Annotated in this window: 18 protein-coding genes; 15 read left to right on the top strand and 3 right to left on the bottom strand. The window is 39.3% G+C overall.

The genetic code is table 11. The features are described from left to right. Window positions 1–17 precede the first annotated feature (17 nt). From ACOYVE_RS01355 to rsgA, 3 genes are all read left to right on the top strand, one after another. Complete coding sequence (locus tag ACOYVE_RS01355) at window positions 18–941, top strand: hypothetical protein (protein ID WP_014856714.1); 924 nt, start codon at window positions 18–20, stop codon at window positions 939–941. A 31-nt stretch (window positions 942–972) separates the two neighbouring features. Continuing rightward, on the top strand, window positions 973–2421 hold the full coding sequence (locus tag ACOYVE_RS01350; protein WP_014856715.1) for an OmpP1/FadL family transporter: 1449 nt from the start codon (window positions 973–975) through the stop codon (window positions 2419–2421). A 155-nt stretch (window positions 2422–2576) separates the two neighbouring features. Beyond that, a complete protein-coding gene (gene rsgA / locus ACOYVE_RS01345) occupies window positions 2577–3485 on the top strand; it encodes a ribosome small subunit-dependent GTPase A (protein ID WP_422880581.1) in 909 nt (302 codons plus the stop codon). Here the strand turns inward: rsgA and ACOYVE_RS01340 are convergent. Beyond that, on the bottom strand, window positions 3474–4379 hold the full coding sequence (locus ACOYVE_RS01340; protein ID WP_422880580.1) for an ATP-grasp domain-containing protein: 906 nt from the start codon (window positions 4377–4379) through the stop codon (window positions 3474–3476). The two genes, rsgA and ACOYVE_RS01340, sit on opposite strands and share 12 nt — an antisense overlap. A gap of 106 nt (window positions 4380–4485) precedes the next feature. On the opposite strand from ACOYVE_RS01340, the gene ACOYVE_RS01335 reads away from it, so the two are divergent. The 9 genes from ACOYVE_RS01335 to rdgB all read left to right on the top strand — a co-directional run bounded on the left by ACOYVE_RS01335 (window position 4486) and on the right by rdgB (window position 17333). Then, window positions 4486–6270: a tetratricopeptide repeat protein gene (locus ACOYVE_RS01335; protein ID WP_014856718.1), complete on the top strand. Its 1785-nt coding sequence runs from the start codon at window positions 4486–4488 to the stop codon at window positions 6268–6270. After that, window positions 6267–7046, top strand: a complete 780-nt coding sequence (locus ACOYVE_RS01330; protein WP_422880579.1) for a DUF4292 domain-containing protein — start codon at window positions 6267–6269, stop codon at window positions 7044–7046. Before ACOYVE_RS01335 ends, ACOYVE_RS01330 begins: the two co-directional genes overlap by 4 nt. Beyond that, window positions 7043–8251 (top strand): murein hydrolase activator EnvC family protein, encoded by a 1209-nt coding sequence (locus ACOYVE_RS01325; protein WP_157867387.1) that lies wholly within the window; start codon window positions 7043–7045, stop codon window positions 8249–8251. Before ACOYVE_RS01330 ends, ACOYVE_RS01325 begins: the two co-directional genes overlap by 4 nt. Before the next feature lie 46 nt (window positions 8252–8297). Then, window positions 8298–9365 (top strand): glycosyltransferase family 4 protein, encoded by a 1068-nt coding sequence (locus tag ACOYVE_RS01320; RefSeq protein WP_422880578.1) that lies wholly within the window; start codon window positions 8298–8300, stop codon window positions 9363–9365. Next, window positions 9365–10423 (top strand): glycosyltransferase family 4 protein, encoded by a 1059-nt coding sequence (locus tag ACOYVE_RS01315; RefSeq protein WP_422880577.1) that lies wholly within the window; start codon window positions 9365–9367, stop codon window positions 10421–10423. The genes ACOYVE_RS01320 and ACOYVE_RS01315 overlap by 1 nt, the downstream gene beginning before the upstream one ends. A 17-nt stretch (window positions 10424–10440) precedes the next feature. Continuing rightward, on the top strand, window positions 10441–11142 hold the full coding sequence (locus ACOYVE_RS01310) for a WecB/TagA/CpsF family glycosyltransferase (protein WP_014856723.1): 702 nt from the start codon (window positions 10441–10443) through the stop codon (window positions 11140–11142). 14 nt (window positions 11143–11156) lie between these two features. Then, on the top strand, window positions 11157–16310 hold the full coding sequence (locus ACOYVE_RS01305; protein WP_422880576.1) for a C25 family cysteine peptidase: 5154 nt from the start codon (window positions 11157–11159) through the stop codon (window positions 16308–16310). Between the two features lie 68 nt (window positions 16311–16378). Next, window positions 16379–16744, top strand: a complete 366-nt coding sequence (locus ACOYVE_RS01300; protein WP_014856724.1) for a carboxymuconolactone decarboxylase family protein — start codon at window positions 16379–16381, stop codon at window positions 16742–16744. A gap of 1 nt (window position 16745) precedes the next feature. Beyond that, on the top strand, window positions 16746–17333 hold the full coding sequence (gene rdgB, locus ACOYVE_RS01295; RefSeq protein ID WP_422880574.1) for an RdgB/HAM1 family non-canonical purine NTP pyrophosphatase: 588 nt from the start codon (window positions 16746–16748) through the stop codon (window positions 17331–17333). On the opposite strand, the gene ubiE is transcribed toward rdgB, so the two are convergent. Continuing rightward, window positions 17334–18026 (bottom strand): bifunctional demethylmenaquinone methyltransferase/2-methoxy-6-polyprenyl-1,4-benzoquinol methylase UbiE, encoded by a 693-nt coding sequence (gene ubiE / locus ACOYVE_RS01290; protein WP_422880573.1) that lies wholly within the window; start codon window positions 18024–18026, stop codon window positions 17334–17336. 47 nt (window positions 18027–18073) lie between these two features. Here ubiE and ACOYVE_RS01285 point away from each other — a divergent pair, with 47 nt between their 5' ends. Continuing rightward, the gene (locus ACOYVE_RS01285; RefSeq protein WP_041356061.1) at window positions 18074–18403 is read left to right on the top strand and encodes a hypothetical protein; all 330 of its coding nucleotides are present in this window, start codon (window positions 18074–18076) and stop codon (window positions 18401–18403) included. Here the strand turns inward: ACOYVE_RS01285 and rsmA are convergent. Beyond that, window positions 18373–19170 (bottom strand): 16S rRNA (adenine(1518)-N(6)/adenine(1519)-N(6))-dimethyltransferase RsmA, encoded by a 798-nt coding sequence (rsmA, locus tag ACOYVE_RS01280; RefSeq protein ID WP_014856727.1) that lies wholly within the window; start codon window positions 19168–19170, stop codon window positions 18373–18375. The genes ACOYVE_RS01285 and rsmA overlap by 31 nt on opposite strands. 76 nt (window positions 19171–19246) lie before the next feature. On the opposite strand from rsmA, the gene ACOYVE_RS01275 reads away from it, so the two are divergent. Together ACOYVE_RS01275 and ACOYVE_RS01270 are read left to right on the top strand one after the other, a co-directional pair. Further along, complete coding sequence (locus ACOYVE_RS01275) at window positions 19247–20335, top strand: glycosyltransferase (RefSeq protein WP_422880572.1); 1089 nt, start codon at window positions 19247–19249, stop codon at window positions 20333–20335. 19 nt (window positions 20336–20354) lie between these two features. After that, window positions 20355–21179: a DUF1207 domain-containing protein gene (locus ACOYVE_RS01270; RefSeq protein ID WP_014856729.1), complete on the top strand. Its 825-nt coding sequence runs from the start codon at window positions 20355–20357 to the stop codon at window positions 21177–21179.

The raw sequence follows: 21179 nt of genomic DNA, 5'->3' as shown, positions 1-21179 counted from the left end.
GAAAAAGAGGTGAGGTTATGAAACGATATTTAATGATACTGGTATTGGCAGTCAGTTTCACCGGTTGCTATACACAATTGGCTCTTCGTGAAACTTACCGGGAATACGATAACGAAGAAGATTATGTTTACGAGCGGGAAGATACTCTTTATGACGATTATGCTTATGAAGAAGAACCCACTATCGTCAATAATTATTATATAGACGACGGATGGTATCCGAACTACAGAAGGTATTTCTGGGGTTATTATCCGGGTTGGAGCGTTAATATAGGTTTTTATTACGACCCGTGGTGGGACTGGTACTACTATACGCCGTATCCATTGTGGTACTATCCTTATTCGCATAACTACTGGGCTTATGGCGGCTATTGGAATTACCCGTATTATTGGAACTATTACGATTACTGGCACGGCGGCGGAACATATTACAAACACCGAAATACTTATACGCATTTGAGAGATAACACCGGGGAACGTAATCCGATTACCAGAACCAGAACGCGGGATTATTTGAGAGACAGAACCAAAGTAATTACTAATAACGGCAATAACAGTCCCAGGGATGTTGATTTGAGCCGTTCGAAAGTTACAAGAAGCGGCGCAAATTCCTCATTAAATAAAGACGGCAACAGAAGCGTTGATTCGAACCGCGATAGGAAAACCCGTAACGAAACATACAGAAGACCTTCAAATAACAGCGGCGACGCAAAACGGAGTCGTACTCCTTCCAGAAGGAGCGGAAATTCGGGCAGTTCAAAAAAGGGAAGCAGTTCGAGTTATTCGCCTCCGCCCTCTTATTCACCGCCGTCAAGTTCGGGCGGGTCGTCGCGTTCGTACAGTCCCCCTTCAAATTCAGGCGGCAGTTCAAGAGGTACCGGATCCAGGAGCAGCGGTTCGTCTTCGAGGTCTAGCGGCGGCAGCAGCAGAAGAGGAAGATAATCTTTAATATAGTTCTCAGTTCGGAGGAAATATGTATAAAAAAATTCTTGTACTTGTAGCTTTGTCGTTGCTTACCTGCGGCATAAGCGTGGCGCAGAATTACAACGACGCTCTCAGATTATCGGAAGCAGATATAATCAGCGGAGCGCGGTCTTTGTCGATGGGCAACGCTTATACGGCTTTAAGTGATGATTTCTCGGCCGCTTTATTTAATCCTGCGGGTTTTGCGCTGATAAAGAAAAGCCAATTTAACGGTTCGTTGAACTATAATCTGTTCGATAATAAATCCGAATTCTTTAATAATACCGATTCGTATTCAAACGGCGCAACGAGACTCAATCAGTTCGGCGTCGTCTTTCCTTTTCCAACATACCGCGGCAGTTTCGTGCTGGCTCTCGGGTATAATCAATTTAAGGATTATAATTATACGGTACGGTTCGACGGTTATAACTCCGGCAATAATTCGATGATACAGGATCTGACAAGTTACAATGACGATATTGCGTATTTATTGGGGCTAAGCTATCCGGTCTACGACAACGGCGATAATTATCTCTATGATGAAACCCGCGTCAATGGGGGACTGAATCAAAGCGGAAAAATTTTGCAGGAAGGGAAACAACATAACTGGTCACTCTCAGCCGCTCTTGAAATTCAAAAAGATTTATTCCTCGGAATAACGCTCAATATAGTTGGCGGTGATTTCCGAAGAGACAGACAATACTGGGAAGAAGATTTGCAAGACAATTATCCGGCTGGATTTCTGCTGGATCCCGCAGAGCCGGCAACGAGCGATTTCCAAACATTTTATCTTAATGACATTATCAAATGGGATATCTCCGCCTGGAATTTGAATCTCGGATTGTTGAGCAAAGTCAATAAAAATCTGACAATGGGATTTGCCGTTAAAACTCCGAGAAAATATACAATTAAAGAATCGTACTTCGTTGACGCCTACAGCGATTTCGGCAGCGGCACAAGTTTTTATCTCGACCCTCCGATCGAAAACAGGCTCGAATACGAAATTACAACGCCGTATGAATTTTCCGCCGGCGCAGCATTCAACAAAAACGGCTTGACGCTGGCTGCCGACGTAAAATTAATCGATTATTCGCAAATCGAATTCAAGTCCGGTCTGAATCGTATCGACATTGAAAACAATAACAGAGATATTCAGGAATTCTTCGGTACGGTTTATAATCTGAATTTCGGGTTGGAATACAAAATCCCCGCTACAAACGTAGCTTTGCGAGGAGGATTTATTTTAATGCCTTCGCCCTACAAAGACGACCCCTCGGATTACGATAAAAAATACGTTACTCTCGGGCTCGGCTATGATTCGAGAAATATATCGATTGACCTGGCTTATGCCATGGGATGGTGGAAAGATATAGGCGATAATTACGGCTCGAATGTTTCCAGAATATATCAGGATGTTTCTCGGAATAATTTTGTCCTGGGATTAAAATATAATTTCTGAAATTATACGCTTACGTTTTATAAAGACGCCCGTTTGATCGGGCGTTTTTTATTTTAAAACTGTATTTTTTGTAAGTTTGTATGGCTGTTAAATAAATTAATGGAGGTTCTATTAAAGGTATAGTCTGCAGAATCGAGAGCAAAGATTATTATGTATTGGACAAAAACGGCGACGAAATCCGTTGTTATCTTAGAGGGAAAATTTTAAACGAATATAAATTAAAAAAAGACAAATTAATAACGCTTGATATTGCGGCAGTGGGAGACATTGTAGAATTCAATTTGAACGAAGACGGCACGGGCGTAATAGAAGAAATTCTCGAACGGAAAAATCATATATCGAGAAAAGCTCCGAGGATGAAAGGCGCGTCCTACCGCGGCGAAAGACTCGAGCAGATTATTGCCGCCAATGTGGACAAAATGATTATCGTCAACAGTTGGGACCTTCCAAAATTCAACAACCGGCTTGTCGACAGGATGCTCGTGGTGGCTGAAAGTTCCGGCGTTGAGCCTTCGATTGTTATAAATAAAATCGATCTGGATGAGTCCAACGACCGTAATAAATTTGTTAATCTCTATCGGTCAATCGGTTACAGAGTTTTTGAAACGTGTACGATTAACAATTCCGGTATTATGGAGCTGAAGGAATTCATCAGGAATTCAGTCGCTCTTTTCTGGGGGCATTCGGGCGTCGGCAAGTCGAGCTTACTGAACAAACTCTATCCCGATTTGAATTTCAAAGTGGGCGAAGTGAGCGATTATAATAAACGCGGCAGGCATACTACCGTTACGGCGGTAATGAAAAAAGTAGAGGAAAATACTTTTGTGATTGATACTCCCGGTATCCGCGAAATAGACCCGTACGGAATTAAAAAAGAAGATCTGGGGCATTTCTTTATTGAATTCGGAGAGTTTATTCAAAATTGCCGTTTCAATACGTGCACTCATTATCACGAACCGGGGTGCGGAGTAATCGAGGCTTACCGGGACGGTAAAATATCGAGAGAAAGATACGAGAGTTATCTGGCTTTGCTCGAAACAATCGAAGAAGATCTATTTTTTTAGAGACGAAATTTTTTTCTTCATTTCATAAATAAATCTAATCACTATCTCGTCCGGAACTCCGTCGGCGTGGTTCGATTTCAGCCTGAAGTCGCACTGGTCGTTTATATAATCGATTATATAAAATTTATGATTCTGGGCGACGGCAATTTCCGTCGAAAAATAATCGATGCGAGTATACTTAGCCAGTTTGCGCGTTATTTTAAACAGCGGTTCCAATTTGTACTTTTCTATCTGTTCTTTTGTCACAACTTCGTATTTATGGGTAAGATCATTCCACCATGCAGGAATTACCCTGTTGAAAGCCCAATAAACGCGGAACCATGCCCTATGATTGCCTAAATTAACCGGAGTTATTTTTTCCTGTACAATATATTCTTCTTTGGGGTTTTCTTCCCGAACTTTTTGAATTTCTTTTAATGTATAAGCGTCGATTATAACGCCTTCTCCGCCGCCTGTTTCGATTGCCGGTTTAATTACAAAAGGTATGCCTATCTTATAAAGGTCGTCTTCGGTTATTTTCAGCGAGTGGTCGAAATAATACGCCGGCAGAATATACGATTTGGGGATATCCACATTTTTCTTGCTCAGCAAACGGTGCATATATGATTTATTCGTAAATTTGTGTACTCGCTTATGAGGATTTATTAAGTATGCATGGCGTTTTTTGAGAATTTGCGTTATCGGTTCGTAGTCGGAATCGACGTCCGATGCGCGGTCGAGATATGCATTGAAATGAAGTTCTTTGTTTCTTAGTTTTTCTATTACTTCTTCGACGTTATGGTATGATATCAGAAATGTTGTTAATTTGTTTTCCTGAAATATTTTTTCGATCAGCTGAACAAATTCGGCGTCGTATTCCCATACATATGATATGGCTAAGTCGTATTTTGTCATAACGTTTTTGACGCTAAAATATGAAAAGAAATTTGACAATACAATCGACAATTCATATCAAAGATTAATTTAAACTGTTATTTTTTGCTAAATATAGAACGGAACAATGAAAAAAATAGTCATACTCTTATTGATTGCCTTGACGGTTTCCTGCACGAATAAAGTTGTGAAAGAGGAGGATGGCGGAATTCCCGTCGACAGTTCTTCCGTGGCGTTGAGTAAATTTATCGAAGGCAATATATATGAAATGAAAGGGAACTTCGGGGACGCTATCGTTAAATATAACGAAGCTCTTGAATACGAAAAATCAGCCGGTATTTATTATGCCATTGCAAAAAATTGTTACAGAATAAACCGACTTGCGCCAGCTCTTACGAATGCAAAACAGGCTGTAAAACTCGACCCCGATAATCCCGAATATCTCTTCCTGCTGGCGACGATTTATGACGTATCGCACATGGACGATTCGTCGGCGGTTGTTTACAAAAAAATTATTGAAATCGAACCGAACAATATCAACGCATATTACAGCCTGGCCCAGCTCTATGAAAAGAATAAACCGCTGGAAGCCATTAAGATTTATAAAAAGCTTATCTCGTCGATCGGGCCCGAGTGGCACATCCTGGTTAGGCTTACGGAATTAAACGAAAGAATCGGCAATCAAAAAGAAACGATTGAAACTCTTGAGGAATTGTCGCGTCTTAACCCGTCGAATCTCGATTTACAAAAATTATTGATCGACGCTTATACAAAAGCTGAGCAATACGACAGGGCGTTTCAATTGTGCGACGAGCTGCTGTTAAGTTATCCTTATGATCTCGGGTTGCTGCAGCAAAAAGGGAATATCTACATTAAACAAAATAACTGGAAAGAAGCAGCGCGCGTTTATGAAGAAATTTTCGACCGAAATAATCTGGGCTTAACGGAAAAGCTGCAGCTTGCCACATTGTTTTATGCCGCCGCCGAAAAGGACTCGAATAATATTTATATAGCCCGTAAATTTCTTCAAAAGATTGACAGCGATACATCCGATTGGCAGGTAAACGCATACCTCGGAGAAATCGAATTAAAGCTTGGCAACGATTCTGTAGCAATCGAATATTTTCGTAAAGCGGCAAAGCTTGCCGAATGGAATGCCCAGGTCTGGATTCGCGCCGGCGGACTCCTTTTTGATTCGCGCAAATACGACGAAACAATCGAATTTATGTCGGAAGCGGCTGAAAAATTCCCGAATGATTTCGTGATTAATTTAATTTACGGACTTGCTCTGTCTCAGAGCAATAAACACGCCGAGGCAAAAATCTATCTGAAAAGAGCTATCAATCTAAATCCCGACGATATAACGGCGCTCTCCGCTTACGGTTATACTCTGAATCAACTAAAGGAAAACGACGAAGCTCTTGTTTATTTGAATAAAGCCTTGCTGCTTCAACCCGACAATGTCGATTTGATTGGCACAGTGGCAATGATTTACGAATCGGAGGGGAATTATAAAATGTCGGACTCCCTCTATCGACATGCGCTCGAGCTGGATTCTTTAAATGCGATTGTATTAAACAATTATGCTTATTCTCTGGCCGAAAGAAATATCCGTCTGGACGAGGCGTTGAAAATGGCTTCGAAAGCAGTCGAAAGCGAACCGGAAAATTCATCCTTCCTCGATACGATAGGATGGATTTATTTCCGATTGGGTGATTATCAAAAAGCAAAAGACTATATTGAAAAATCATTGAGCGTCGAACCCGATAACTACACGGTTATTGACCATCTCGGCGACGTTTATTTTATGATGGGAAATAAAACCAAAGCCATGGAATATTGGAGAAAGGCTTACGAATTAAACAACGATAACAAAAAAATTAAAGAAAAAATCGAAAAAGGTGAAATTTGAAAGCTATTAAATTTCTAACGGCTTTTCTGCTAGCGGCTTTTATTGCAGGCTGCGGCGCATCGAAAGAAATTTCCAACGAAAGAATACTTTCGCCGGAAAGATTGATAACCAAACTCGAGGCGAATCGACGTAAAGTAAGAACATTTTCCGCTACCGGAACAATCAATATTAAAAACGGTAATTCAACAATTGAAAGCAGCATCGAGGTTAATGTCAAAAAGCCCGATTCTGTAAGAGTGGATGTATACGGACCATTCGGCATCGAACTGGCGCAAATTTTAATTACGCGCGATAATTTTTTGTTCTACGACGCAATAAATAAGAAGGCTTATAAAGGAAAAACGGACGAGGCAGCTATTAAAAAAGCTCTGAAAATTGAACTCCCGTTCGATATGCTTATCGACGCATTTACGGGCGGAATCGATTTATCCGACAAGTTAAGAACCGAACCGGATGACTACGTCTATAACGAAAATTACTCGTATGTGAAGTATGTTGATTCTACTTCAGGAACGATTAATGAATATGAAATTAATACAAGAAATTTTACGGTGAATAAAATTAAAGCGGGAAAGCTGGATAAAGGCAGCATTGTCGAAGCGAAATATGAGAATTATAAGGAATTTGAAAATATCCTTATCCCCTTGACCGTATCGATGAACTTTCCTGAAAATGGTCAGTCGTTGTTTATCAGCTATAAAAAAGTCTCTATAAACGACGGTTCGCTGAATATTTTATTTGAATTGCCTTCCGACACAATATATATAGAATTGTGAAGCGTTATCTAAAAATATGTTTGTTGATTCTGGCGGTTTTTTATAATCCGATTACTGCTCAGGTCGGGGACAGTATTAATTTTCGCAACGAGCAACTGGAAAATCTGAAAAGTGAAATTGCAAAACTTGAACGGGAGTTAAATCAAAAAACTCAAAAGGAAAAAGAGTCGCTGCAAGCTTTAGAAAACCTGACTCGTCAAAATACTCTGCTTCAAAAAATTCTCAATAATATAGCCAAGGAAGAAATAAACAAAGAAAAGCAAATTGCCGAACTCGAAAAAGAGATAGCCTATTCTGAGAATAAAATCAGATTGTTACAGGACAAGTATTCGAAATACATCGTCTGGATTTATAAATACAGGGGCAAATCTTACCTTAAATACTTACTCAATACATCGTCTCCGTCGAAGATACTTAAGCGTTACCGCTACTTCAAAAGCATAACCGAGCAAAACAGAAAAGACCTCAAGACGCTGCGAGACAGCAAAAATTATCTGGTTAAATTAAAGAACAAACTAACGGAAGAAAAAAGATCGCTGGCATTACTGAAAGCAGATAAAAAGGCCGAGCAGGATAATCTTGCGCGAAAGGAAGTCGAAAGAAAAAAACTTATTGCCGCTTTGAGAAAGGACAAGAAACATCTGGCTGAAGAAATTGAATCGAAAAGGAAAGCGGAGATTGTAATTAAAAATATCATAGCGCGGTTAATCGAAGAAGAACGCCAGAGAAGAGAATTGATGCTCAAAGAAAATGAAAAAATGCTGGACTTAAACAGAAATTATAATTATAATAATATGGAAAATTTCTCTCTCCTCAAGGGAAAACTTGCTTGGCCTATTAGAAAGGGCAAAATAATCAGAAAATTCGGCGAAAATCGCAACAGGAAATTAAATACGGTTACGCTTAATTACGGCGTTGATATATTGACTTCCGAAAATGCCGATGTGTATGCTGTAGCGGAAGGGGTAGTTTCCGCAATCGAATGGATACCGGGATACGGCAGCGTTGTTATTGTTACGCACCGCGACGAGTACAGAACCGTTTACGGTCATATAAAAGAAATATACGTAGAAGAGGGGCAAGTGATAAGCGGAGGAAGCGCAATAGGAAAAGTCAACGAAAGCCTTGAAGGAAATGTTCTTCATTTCGAAATTTGGAATTCCCGCAATTATCAGAATCCGGAAGTCTGGCTGTCTAAAAAATAAATAGTTCCTTTCCGAATAATTATCCCTTCACTAAAGCATCGGTAAGATGAGGGTATGCTTTATTGGCAGATATTATCACGAGTATATAACGGCTCCCATAAAATATTCGAGAGCGCTCCGCAGTTACGTTAATGCGGACGATGTCGAAACTATATTTATTACATACTTTTTCGATTGCAGAAATTTTTTGAAAAAGCTCTTGGGAAACGAAATCTTGGAGCGGGGAGTTGTAAAGTGCGGCATATTACGCATTGTTTTAAAATTACTTAAATGCAAAATCGAATTGGTTCACTTTACAACACTCGAAAGATTTGAAATCCCCCTTTTCATAATTTCGAAACTGATGGGCGTTAAGGTAATATCTACATTACACGGCTTATTCTATGCGGAAACGGAATATGATAAAACATACGGCAGGTTAAAAGATTTATTGCTGGAGCGTATTGCGGTAAGATTTTCCGATTTATTATTAATCTATTCTCAATACCAGGCGGAAAGACTGACGGGCAAATACAAAATCAGGCGCGCCAAAATAAGATTTATTTATAACGGAGTAGAATCCGCTTCAAGAATAGATGAAAAACAAATTTTCGAAGACGCGCTCAGAATTTTATTCTATAAAGGCTTCGGAGATAATGACAGAGGACTAAATCAACTAATAGGGATGCTTGAAGGCATAAGAGGAGCGCAATTACTTCTGAGGGCGTTAGGCGGCGCCGAAAGAAGAACGGTGCAAAAAACGAAAAATCTGATAATTGTATATGAGAGTTTTATTCAAGGCAAAGAATTGAATGATTTATTTAAAGAAACGCACGTCGTAATTAAAATGCCATTCTTCGAAACTTTTTCAACTTTTACGCTCGAAGCGATGTCGTATGGCGTTACGCCTGTCGTTCCCGATTTTATCGGCGTATCGAGATATATAACTAACGGAAAAAACGGTTTGAAATATCATGCTGACAGATTGAACGAGCTGCGGGAGATTATTCAAAAAATTGCGGACGGTAAATATAATTTGAACGAACTATCGGCGAACGCGGCAGATACAGCTCGAAGACTAACATGGGAAAATATGGCAGCGCAAACAAAAGAGTTTTATGAAGAGATAATCTAATGAAAGTAATTCATTTTGCTCCGTATTTTTCATATGCCAGCGGTACGAATACTTATTTGAGGCATCTGTTATTCGCGTTGAATAAGCATGGAATCGAAATGTCTTTGCTTACAAATAATCGTATTGCCTTTAACGACGTCGCGCTGCAAAATATTGATATCGATTTTATCAGGTTCGAAACCGGCATTAAAAACTTTTTTTATATAATCGGCAATCTGAGAAGTCTATCTTCTAAAATCGTTAATAATATTGATGTCGTGCACAGTCATCACAGATATCCCGAACTAATTTCCAACATATTGAAAAAGCGTTGCAGGAAAACCGTCGCAACTGCGCATAGTAGAGTTTACGGACTTAAGCATATCTCGTTCAGATCGGACGGCATAATTGTGCCGTGTAAATATTTGGCTGACTATCTCGTAAAAAATTTCAATGTGCGCGCAGGCAAAATTCATGTTCTCTACAATTGCATCGAACCTGAGTTGTACGATAAATTCAACTCTATGAATCATGTAAGCAGGCATTCATTGAATATTAAACCGGACGAAATAGTGTTTCTCTATGCCGGAGCAATTTGCAATGAAAAAGGGATTGATTATCTCTGCGAAGTATTTCAGGAATTTAGTAAAGATAATGAGAATGTAAAGTTAATATTAGCGGGAAATATCATTGATAAGCGCTTGACGCGATATAGTTCGGATAAATTGATTTTTACCGGTTATACAAAATATCCTGTGGCGTATTATAAACTGACTGATGTGCTGGTGCATCCTTCGTATAATGATGTCTTGCCATACGCAGTGCTCGAAGCGGGTTATCTGGGCAAGATTATTATCGCTTCGGAAACCGGCGGAATTCCGGAAATTATTAATGGAAATGAAAACGGTTTCTTATTCAAAGCGGGCGATAAAACGGAGTTGCGAAATTTATTCCATTATGTGTCAAATAACCTGGAAAATTGCAGGAGGGCGGGTCTTAATCTGCAAAGAGAGATTAAAGAAATTACATCCGCCGATAAATACGTAAAAAGTTTGATGGAAATTTATGAATCCGATTAATGGAAGTGGTAAATAGAATGAAATTATTCATAGGGAAAAAGTCGATTAACTTGATAACTCGGGAGGAAGACTTCTTGAGAATTATAAGCGGGGGCTGTAAAGAACAGATTATTACATATGTAAATCAAAATACGGTTAACCTTTTCCACGAGAATGAAGAATATCTTAAGACCATATCGAATGAATTCCTTTGTGTCTTGGACGGCGCCGGCTTATGGTTGTCCGCATTATTTAAAAATGTACGCTGCGAGAGAATATCGTTTACAGACGCACTCATTAAATTCTTCGAAGTCCTTATTGAAAAGAGAATGCAATTATACTATGTCGGGGGAAGTTATAATATCGGAACGCTGCAAAAAAAGATTTACCCGATAAATATAACTGGCTATGCAAACGGCTATTGCAAAAGGTACGACTGGAGGTTAAAATTAGAAGAATTAAGCAGGGCGGACGTAATAATGGTTGGAATGGGCCAGCCACGGCAGGAATATATTGCGCTTGAAATAAAAAGCCTGATTAAAAATAAAATTATTATTTGCTGCGGCGCATTTATGGATTATTATACCGGAACCGTCAGGAGGGCTCCATTAATTATGCAAAGATACGGTCTGGAATGGCTCTATAGAATTTATGACAATCCTCGATTATACGGAAAAAGATATTTGGTCGGCATTCCCAAATTCCTCTTGAAAATGAAAGACTTGAATTATGTAAAGTAAATAAACGGGATAATATGAAACATTCTTTATCCATCCTGTCGATGTTTGTATTGGTTACCTGCAATATTTTCCCACAAATGAATTATAATTATTACGACACAACAATTGCTTATTCCGATAATGATTTATCGACTCTAATTGACGAATCGAAACCGGGCGCTCCTTCGTTGAAATACGTTACTGTTTTTATGCCGCTTAATAGTCCCGGCGAAACGATATCGGATATTGACGTTCGGATATTGGAGTCCGAAGAAGTCGAGCGTTTTATGATTAATCCGTTAATCGCTCAACAAAATGACAGCGTAATTTCTTATCGAAGCTCGGAGCGCGTCTATGACGAATATATTACGGGAACCGACGTTTATCCCGTGTCGTTAGCAAAGTATCTGGGCAATATATCGCTCTCCGGGAAATATTATGCGGCTATGCAGGTATGTATGCGCCAGTACGAATGGAAAAAAAACGCAGTCAAAATTTTTAATAAAATTAGGCTCAAGATTAGAACTACTATGCAAACGTCGGTCGAGAGGGCGCCTTCTATCAAAGATAATAATTGGCGCCGCCGCAGGGGCAATTATCTGAAATTTAAAATTGACCGGGAGGGAATCTACAGAATAAGTCACGAAGACTTGATAAATATCGGCGTAAAAGAAACAACGATACGGTCGGATAAAATTCAGATTTATAATTACGGCGTTCCGGTTCCTGTTTATATAGCCGATCAGAACGACGACGTCTTTGACGAAGGGGATTATATCGAATTTTATTCGGATATAAATAAAAACTTTGAAGATTACAAAAAGATAGTTAATGAAGGAGAAGATTATATCGATTATATGAACAGGTACAGTGATACTACGATTGTATGGTTGTCCTTAAATTCAGAGGATATTATGAGAATTAAACCCGTTAGTATCGACTCAAGTGAAATTGCAGATACAATCGATTATTCGCTGAGAAAAATGCATTACGAAGAAGATAATATCCTCTGGTATTACGACGCGGTAGAGCCAAGAACGCAATTGCCTTTCTGGCAGGAGCATAAAGTATGGACGTGGAGAGCGCTGGGAAACGACAGTAAATTCAGTTTGAATCTCGCACTGAACGATATAATTCCGGAAAAAGGCATTAAAGCCGAAGCTCGGCTTATAAGCAATTCCGCCGATGTGAACGCCGGCGCGCATCGGGCATATATATCTTTTAATGACACGGAATACGGCGATACTGTAACTTACGATCTAAGGCAAACTGTTAATTTGCCGGCGAATTTTAATCGTATTGAAAGACCCGATAATAAACTTTCAGTTTGCGCTTTGCCTTCGAGAGCTTCATTCCATCAATTCCTGCTTGACTGGATTGACGTCGAATATTATTCGCGGAATAATATAAAAGGTTCCGATAAAATAATTGTTGATAAAGAAACAGTCGGAGGCGTCAAGGCAATTATGTTTTATTCCGAATCCGACACAGCTAATTTTATAGCGTATAAAATCCATCCGGAATACTCTAAGATGGAAATAATAAAAAAAGGAGAGGGGATTAATTATTTTCTCGATTCAGCCTCAAAGCGGAACGCTTATTTTATAACTGATCGTGAGGAAATACAAAAGCCGGCTTTTTGCGGCGAACGAAAATTCGAAGATTTATCGGAGCGGTCGCCGGCGGATTATATTATTATTACTCAAGAAAATTTAATCGAATCGGCGCTAGAATACAGCTCGTTTTTAATGGATAACTATGATATTAGCGTAAAAGTATTTTTGATAGAAGAAATTTACGACCTGTATTCGTTCGGTTATCCTTTCCCCGAAGCGGTAAAAGAATTTTTGCAAGATTATTATTACGCTAATATTAACGCCCCGCCGGAATTTTTGTTGCTTATAGGCGACGCTAATTATGATTATAAAGATAATTTTAAGCCTCTCACGCCGGTAAAAAGAATAAATATGGTCCCATCATACGGTTTTCCTGTAAGCGATAATTGGTTCGTTATCTGGAACGATTCCATCCCGATTCCTCAAATGGCTGTTGGCAGAATTCCCGCCGTTAATAACGAGCAGGTACGTTTCTATCTTGAAAAACATCGTAGATACTTGCAAAAGCCGTATGACGATTGGAACAAGAGTTTTATATTCTTCAGCGGCGGCGATCCTTCTAAGCCTGAACAGTTAGAAATGCTGAAAAATGCAAACGATAAAATATTTCGAAGTTTTACAGACGCCCCGCCTTTGGAAGGCAGGGGAGTTCATTTTTATAAAACGTCAAAACCAATATCAAATTTTAGTAATTTACCGCCTGACTCCGTTGAAAAAGCGATTCAAGAAGGGGCGGTGGCAATCTCTTATATCGGTCACAGCGGCGCTCAGACGTGGGACAACGGGATTTTAAACGTCAACGACTTGATGAATAACTACGAAAACCGGAATCCGCTGATAACCGATTTCGGTTGCTCTACAGGGAAATTTGCCGAGCCCGATATTGTGTCGTTCGCGGAGGAATTCATCAATAATAATAAAAACGGGCAGGCGATTGCATATCTCGCAAATTCGAGCTGGGGATATCTTTCTACGTCATTGAATTTTCCGCCTCTTTTCTACGATTACTTTTTATGCGATACATTGAATTCTATCGGTAAAATATTCATCGACGCCAAAAAAAGATTGATTGAAAGAAGCGGGCTGAATGACGTTGTGAAAGTGTTTTGCTACTGCAGTCATTTATTCGGGGATCCGATAATTAAAATCCGATTGCCCGAAAAGCCCGAGCTCGTAACCAAGTCAGAATCTTTTTCGTTTCCCGAAGGGATAATAAAGGACAATCGAAAAAGTATAGCCGTTAATTTGGAATATTACAATTACGGAAAAAGTATAGAAGATTCGTATTCCGTAAAGATAGAACATAGCTACAGTGGTAAAACAGACACAATAATTTTCAGGCGCGCAAATTATAAATACAGAAATTATGCGCGCCTGGAGCTTAATATCGAAAATCATCCCGGAGAGCATCTTTTGAAGTGCGCGCTGGATTGTAACAACGAAATAGATGAATATTACGATTCGAATAACGAAGAACGGACAAAGTTTTATGTGCACTCGTCCGATATAAGAATTCTATCTGGAAATCGATTGTATTCCGGCTATAGAGATACGCTTGTATTTTTGAACCCTCCTTTTACCGAGGATGGAAAGATGGAGATCGAATTGGCAGACGAGCAAGGTTTTTCGAATGCGGAGCGATTTTTTATAAACTTTGGCAAAACTCTTACAACATTTTACTTGCCGGTTCAGTATAAAAACAAACGTACATGGCTCCGCTTTAGAAGAGACAAAGACACGCTCTGGTCGGAATCTTATTCATTTGCGCCTTATGTATACGATTGGGTGTTTGCCGAGCCTCTCGATTCGGATGACGCCAAAATTCATGGATTGACATACGATTACGAATCTAATGCTTGGACGTTTGTTAATAAAGAAAAAACCTTAAAGTTGGTTTCAGCGGGACAAACTGCCGGAAGCGTAGCGTCTTTGCAAATAGACAACATCGAGCACTTTCCTACGACATATTTCTGGGGAATTGTCGCTGCGCTCATAGATACTGCCGATTTTAACGTAGTTGCCACAAAATATTTTCTCTATCCTTCGTCAAATTCTGCCGAAGAGTTAATAAACTTCATCGATACGCTAAGCGCTGAGTATTACGTGGCAATGGCTGTTTGCGACGACGGTTATCAGTCTGTTATCGGCTATCAGGGCGGTATGCCTGTGCGCAATGCAATAAAAAAATTGGGAAGTAAATTGATAGACAGCGTCGGTTACCGTGATTCGTGGTGTCTTCTGGGACGAAAAGGCGGCGAACAAAATCAAATTCTCGAAGCCTACAACAGCCGTTATAACGGGTTGGCTTCAATAGTTGCATACAAAAAAGTATCCTCTCTATCGGGATCTTTAATTACGCCTGAAGTTGGCAATTATTCGAGAATCAATAATATACATTTTGATTCGGAAATTGAAGCCGACTTATTTGCGCTATGCCAAACGGAAGATAATTCATTTGACACTCTTATTGTGGATACATCCGCCGTATACGACAACATCATAAGTAATAAAAAATACAAAAATGTTTTTTTCCTTATTAAAGCTGAGAACAAAGAAGAACAAAATGCAGCGTTAAAATATATAGCGGCAGATATTAAATTGCCGCCTGAATTAATCATACGATACGATATAATTTCTATGGATAAAGACACCGTATACGCAGGTGAAGACGCTGCGCTTACTTTCGATTTGATAAATGCAGGAGAGGAATCGGCGGTTGATTTCGATATCGAAGTTCTGATCGATAAGAAAGAGAAATTGTTAATTCCGGTCGACACAATTAAATCCGGCGAAAGCAAAACTTTTTCTCAATTGATTAAAACCGATAAATATAATGGTGAAATTGAATGCGAAATTATAATAGATCCGGAAGATAAGATTAAAGAATTTTACGAAGACAACAACCGGGCTTATGGGTATTTTTTTGTGCGGCAGTCCGATGCCGGGCAGGATATATTTGTGCGAATAGACGGACGTGAAATTTACGACGGAGAATATATTTCGCCAACGCCTCAAATAGAAATTGAGCTTTATGATTATTCCTTCAGGAAACTTAACGATACTTCATACATGAGAATATTTTTAAATGGGAAACCGGTCAATTTTTCGAATGAAAATATTCAATATACATTCAGCGATAGTAATCCTAAAATTAAAGTTTGTTATGATCCTCATTTGTCGGAAGGGGATTATCTTCTTGAAATTTTTGTTTATAATTTTTTTAGCGATACTACTAAGCCGATAAAATCCGTGCGCTTCAAAATCGATTATAAGCCCCGGGTGTTGGATGTATATAATTATCCGAATCCGTGCGAAACCGGGACGTATTTTACTTTCCGTTTAACGCAGATTCCGGACGAATTAAAGATCAAAATATACACGGTAGCGGGGCGATTGATAAAGGAAATAGTTGTGGAAGGAAATTCATTGAAATACGATATGAACAGAATTTATTGGGACGGTCGCGACGAGGACGGCAATCTTCCGGCTAATGGCGTTTACCTCTATAAAGCAATACTGGATTTCGGCGACACAACAATATCTGCGCTTAACAAACTTGCTATATTAAGATAAATTAACGCCTCATACCTTCTCTGATAATTCCAATAATTATTATCTTTGTAATCAAAAACGGAGAAATTATGAGTTCTTCCATAGAAGATTTTAAGAAATATCGAAGCAAAATGAACGATAGAATTCTGAATTCGGGATTCAGAGATTTCAATAAATTTTTCGCGCTCGACAATAAGGCATATTACAAAGGAGCGCTCGACCCTAAAACAAAAGAATTAATGGGGCTTGTTGCTTCGATGGCGCTGCGATGCAACGATTGTATACTGTATCATATCGACAGGTCGATTGAAGAAGGCGCCACCGAGCAGGAATTATACGAAACATTCAATATCGCATTGATTGTCGGAGGCTCTATAGTTATTCCACATCTTCGTTTTGCAGTCGAAAAAATGGATGAAATTTTTGCGGCAAACAAAAAAGGAGAAACAAAATAGCATGAAAATTATCTTCGCCACCCAGAATCAGGGAAAAAGTAAAGAAGTAAAAAATATTTTGAACGGCAACTCGCTTCAAGTCTATTCGTTATATGATTTGGGAAATGATATCGAAATAGAAGAGACGGGCGAAACATTCAAAGAAAACGCTTTTCTTAAAGCTAAGACAATATACGACGTCTATAAAGTTCCGGTTATTGCCGACGACTCAGGGCTTGAAATAGAGCAACTCGACGGACGCCCAGGAGTTTATTCCGCCAGGTATGCCGGGGAAAATTGTACATTCGACGATAATAATAAAAAAGTATTAAAAGAACTGGAAGACAAACCCGAACCTCACAAAGCCCGGTTTGTTTGCCATGCGGTTTTTTACGACGGGAAAAATTTGTTCGAATCGGTCGGTGAATTGAAAGGCGTAATTACTAAAAGCCCGGCGGGTGAACACGGATTCGGATACGACCCGATTTTTATCCCGGAAGGATACGATAAAACTTTAGCCGAATTAGAAATCGAAGAAAAAAATAAAATCAGCCATCGCGCCATGGCCTTTAGCGAATTGAAGGAAAAAATACTGAAATTAAAGGGGTGATTATTTCTGAGCTATTACTACTTGCACTAGCCCTAAAGTGAGCGAATATTTTACGACGTTGTCAAATCCTGAATTTTTTAAAAGTTTCACGAGGTCTATTTTCTGGTCGAATTCGCCGACCGACTCAGGAAGATAACGATAAGCTTCGGGATCGCGCGAAATTATTCTGCCAAGCGCCGGCAGTATTTTGTTAAAATAGAACAGATAAATAGAACGAATAAGCTTGTTTGCCGGCAGTCTGAACTCGAGTATCGTTACTTTTCCTCCCTCTTTTAATACACGTTTGAAAGAGTCGAATCCTTTTTGTATATCATAAAAATTCCGCACGCCGAACGCCACCGTAATATTTGTAAATGTGTTTTCCTTAAAGGGAAGCTCTTCGGCTGTGCATTGTACCAGGCGGCCGTTAATCCATTCAGATTTATCTTTGAAATGAGAAAGCATATTAAGGGACAAATCGCCGCCGAAAATAGTTTGTACTCCCTTCTTACGGGCGGTTATTGCAAAATCGCCCGTGCCGCAAGCCATGTCCAACAATATACTTTCACCGTTCATCGCGCTCAGCTCGATGGCTTTCCTTCTCCAATAGTAATCCGTACCGGCGCTCAGAAAGTGATTGAGAAAATCATACTTCGGCGAAATCGTATCGAATATTCTTTTGACTTTTTCTTTCTTTTTGATATCCGCTTTCATTTCTCTCCGGCACTCGTTAAATTAACTTACAAAAATAGGAATAAAATATGGATAAATATATAAACGCTATCAGGAAAAGAGTCTGTACGATCTGTGCGGATTCGGACGAAGACGGTTTTTGCACTTTGACTGATAACGAAAAATGCGCGGTAGAAATATTTTTACCCAGAATTATCAGCGTTGTTCATGAATCAGCCAATAGAGAGAATATGGATCTGTTATATAAAGAATTAAAAGAAAAAGTATGTACGGAGTGTAAAACAAGAATGGTAAACGGGAACTGCTATTTAAGAAAAGATTCCAATTGTTCGTTGGACAGATATTTCAGTCTTATTGTCGACACCATTCAACGCGTGGACGCAGGTTTGGCGTTCTGAATAAAATTATAGAGTTTCAAAAATTCTTCAATCGACAACTCCTCAGCCCTCTTGGCGATAAGATCGTCGAGAACGCCAAATTCAATGCCCTTAAACATGCTGCCTGCAAGAGAATTTCTCAAGGTTTTTCTCCTTTTCCCGAACGCGGCTTTAACTATATCGATAAACAATCTGTCGTCAAAATCTTCGGCTGTTATTTTATTGAATTTAATTTTAATTATTGCGGAATGAACTTTCGGTTTTGGATAGAATACATTCGGCGATATCTTAAAGCATAATTTTACATCCGTAAAAAAGTTCATGATTACGCTTAGGATTCCGTAATCTTTAGTGCCTGGGGTAGAAGTGATTCGTTTCGCAACTTCGTACTGAACCATCAGCAGCGCGTCGGATACTGATTCTCTTTCTTCTATTAATTTAAATAGAATCGGCGATGTGATATTATATGGGATATTGCCTATTACCCTAAGTTTATTGTCAGGCGCGCTTAGTTCGCTCAAATTTAATTTCAAAAAATCCCGATTGATAATTTTTGCATTCGGGAAGTTTTCTTTCAACGTCTCAATTACCCTTTTGTCGATTTCTACAAGCGTCAGGTCGTCTGTTCTCTGGTATAGAATTTCGGTTAAGGCTCCCCGCCCAGGACCGATTTCTATAATTTTATCGCCTTCTTTGACCCCGAATTCTTCGATAATTTTTTCAATTATATTTTTGTCCTTCAGGTAATTTTGGCCGAATCTTTTTAAAGGACGCGGATTTTCTTTCATAATAGATTCCGGTTTTTAGAATAATTTTCAATAGAGAAATATTCGGATTATATTTGATATCAAAATTTAACAAAATATGTTCGAAATAATATTCCTAATATCGCTGTCGTTCTATTTTGCCGAATTGGTAATCTTTACAATAGGAGCGCGTAAGGTATATCAAAAAAGTAACGGCGTGCTGCCTGCAATATCGGTAATTGTAGCGGCGAGAAACGAAGAAGAGAATATTCTTCCGTGTCTGGAAGCGCTCGACAAATTAATCTACCCGGAAGATAAAATTGAAATTATAATCGTTAACGATCATTCGACTGACAGTACAGGAAATCTCGTCGAAAATTTTATAAAAGGCAAAAATAAGTTCAAGTCCATTGTTCCGGCGGAACAGATAGGGCACCTCAAAGGTAAAACGAACGCCCTGGCTAACGGCGTTAAAATTGCAAAAGGGGAAATTATTCTTACTACAGACGCCGATTGCAAAGTGTCGCCCGCATGGGCGGAAACTATCGTAAGGTATTATGACGAAGACACGGGATTTGTAGGCGGGATTACAACTCAGACGGATAAAACGGTTTTTGAGGGGATGCAGGCTGTCGATTTTGTCTATCTTCTTACGATGGCGGCAGGCGCGCAAAACCTGGGTAAACCTTTAAGTTGTATCGGGAATAATATGTCGTACCGTAAACAGGCATATCTCGACGTCGGCGGTTACGAAGGCATTCCTTTTTCTATTACTGAGGACTTCAACTTATTGCGGGAGATTGACAAACTGAAGAAATACAAAATTAAATATCCGCTCGACCCGGGAGCTCTGGTCGTGTCGAATCCTTTGTCCGACTGGAAATCGATTTACTGGCAGAAAAAAAGGTGGGGCGTGGGTGGCATGGAAAGCGATTTAATCGGTTACCTGGTCTTTGTATGGGGATATTTGACCCATGCATTAATTTTGTTATCGCCTTTTTTCTTCTCGGTTAACGTATTGTATCTGATTTTCTTTAAGCTTGCCGCCGACTACTTTTTTATTTACCCTGTATACAAAAAACTGAAACTAAAGCTAAAATTTATTCACTTTCTGGCTTTTGAAATCTATCTTACTCTATACGTGGTATTGCTGCCCTTTATTGTATTGCCCAACAGAAAAATTAAATGGAAAGGCAGAACATATTGATAATAAATCCGGATAAAACATGAAAAAATTTATTCCCGTCGTTCTATTAATTATTAATGTTTCATTAAAAGCGCAAGGTAGTTTCCAATTGTTTCCGTCCGAACTTAACGTTCAGCCTTTTACGGCAAACATTCTGGAGGCGAAACTCGGTTTTCTCTTTCATACGTCCAACAACGAATTGCGCCTCGATATCGGCAATTCCGTAGATATAATAAGATGGGGAAGCGGGGACGAAAAATTTTCAGTCGGCGCCGACCTGTTTACCTACACTCTTTTACGAAGCGAATCCGATTTTCATTTTCCCGTAGACGCAGTCGATTATCTTTTCGGATTAAACGCCTCCTGGAAAGTTCGCAAGGGATTCGACAGCTACGGACTCCGTTTCCGGCTCAGCCACATCAGCGCCCATTTTGTGGACGGCCACTTCGATTGGGAAACAAATGATTGGCGCGATGGTAATAAACCCCGCGTTTACAGCAGGGAATTTGTCGAATTAATTCCGTTCTATCAAATTAAATCCTGGAGAGTATACGCCGGATTTACTTATCTCTTTCACGTAGACCCGGAATATATTGGAAAAGATATTTATCAGTTCGGATTCGATTATTTTTACGACGGTTTTTTTAAAACAAATTTATATCCGTTTATTGCCTATGACATCAGATTGCAACATGTAGAAAAATACACGGCGACGCACAATTTAATGGCGGGATTGAAGTTCGGAAAAAGCAACGGCAGAGGCGTAAGTTTATATGTGAATTATTTCTCGGGAAATAATTTCCACGGAGAATACTTTGATAGAAAGGACAATTATTTTTCAATAGGATTTAACCTGGATTTATAA

Source organism: Melioribacter sp. (assembly GCF_049325435.1).
Taxonomy (GTDB): Bacteria; Bacteroidota; Ignavibacteria; order Ignavibacteriales; family Melioribacteraceae; genus Melioribacter; species Melioribacter roseus.
This window is presented reverse-complemented; position numbering and strand designations above follow the sequence as displayed.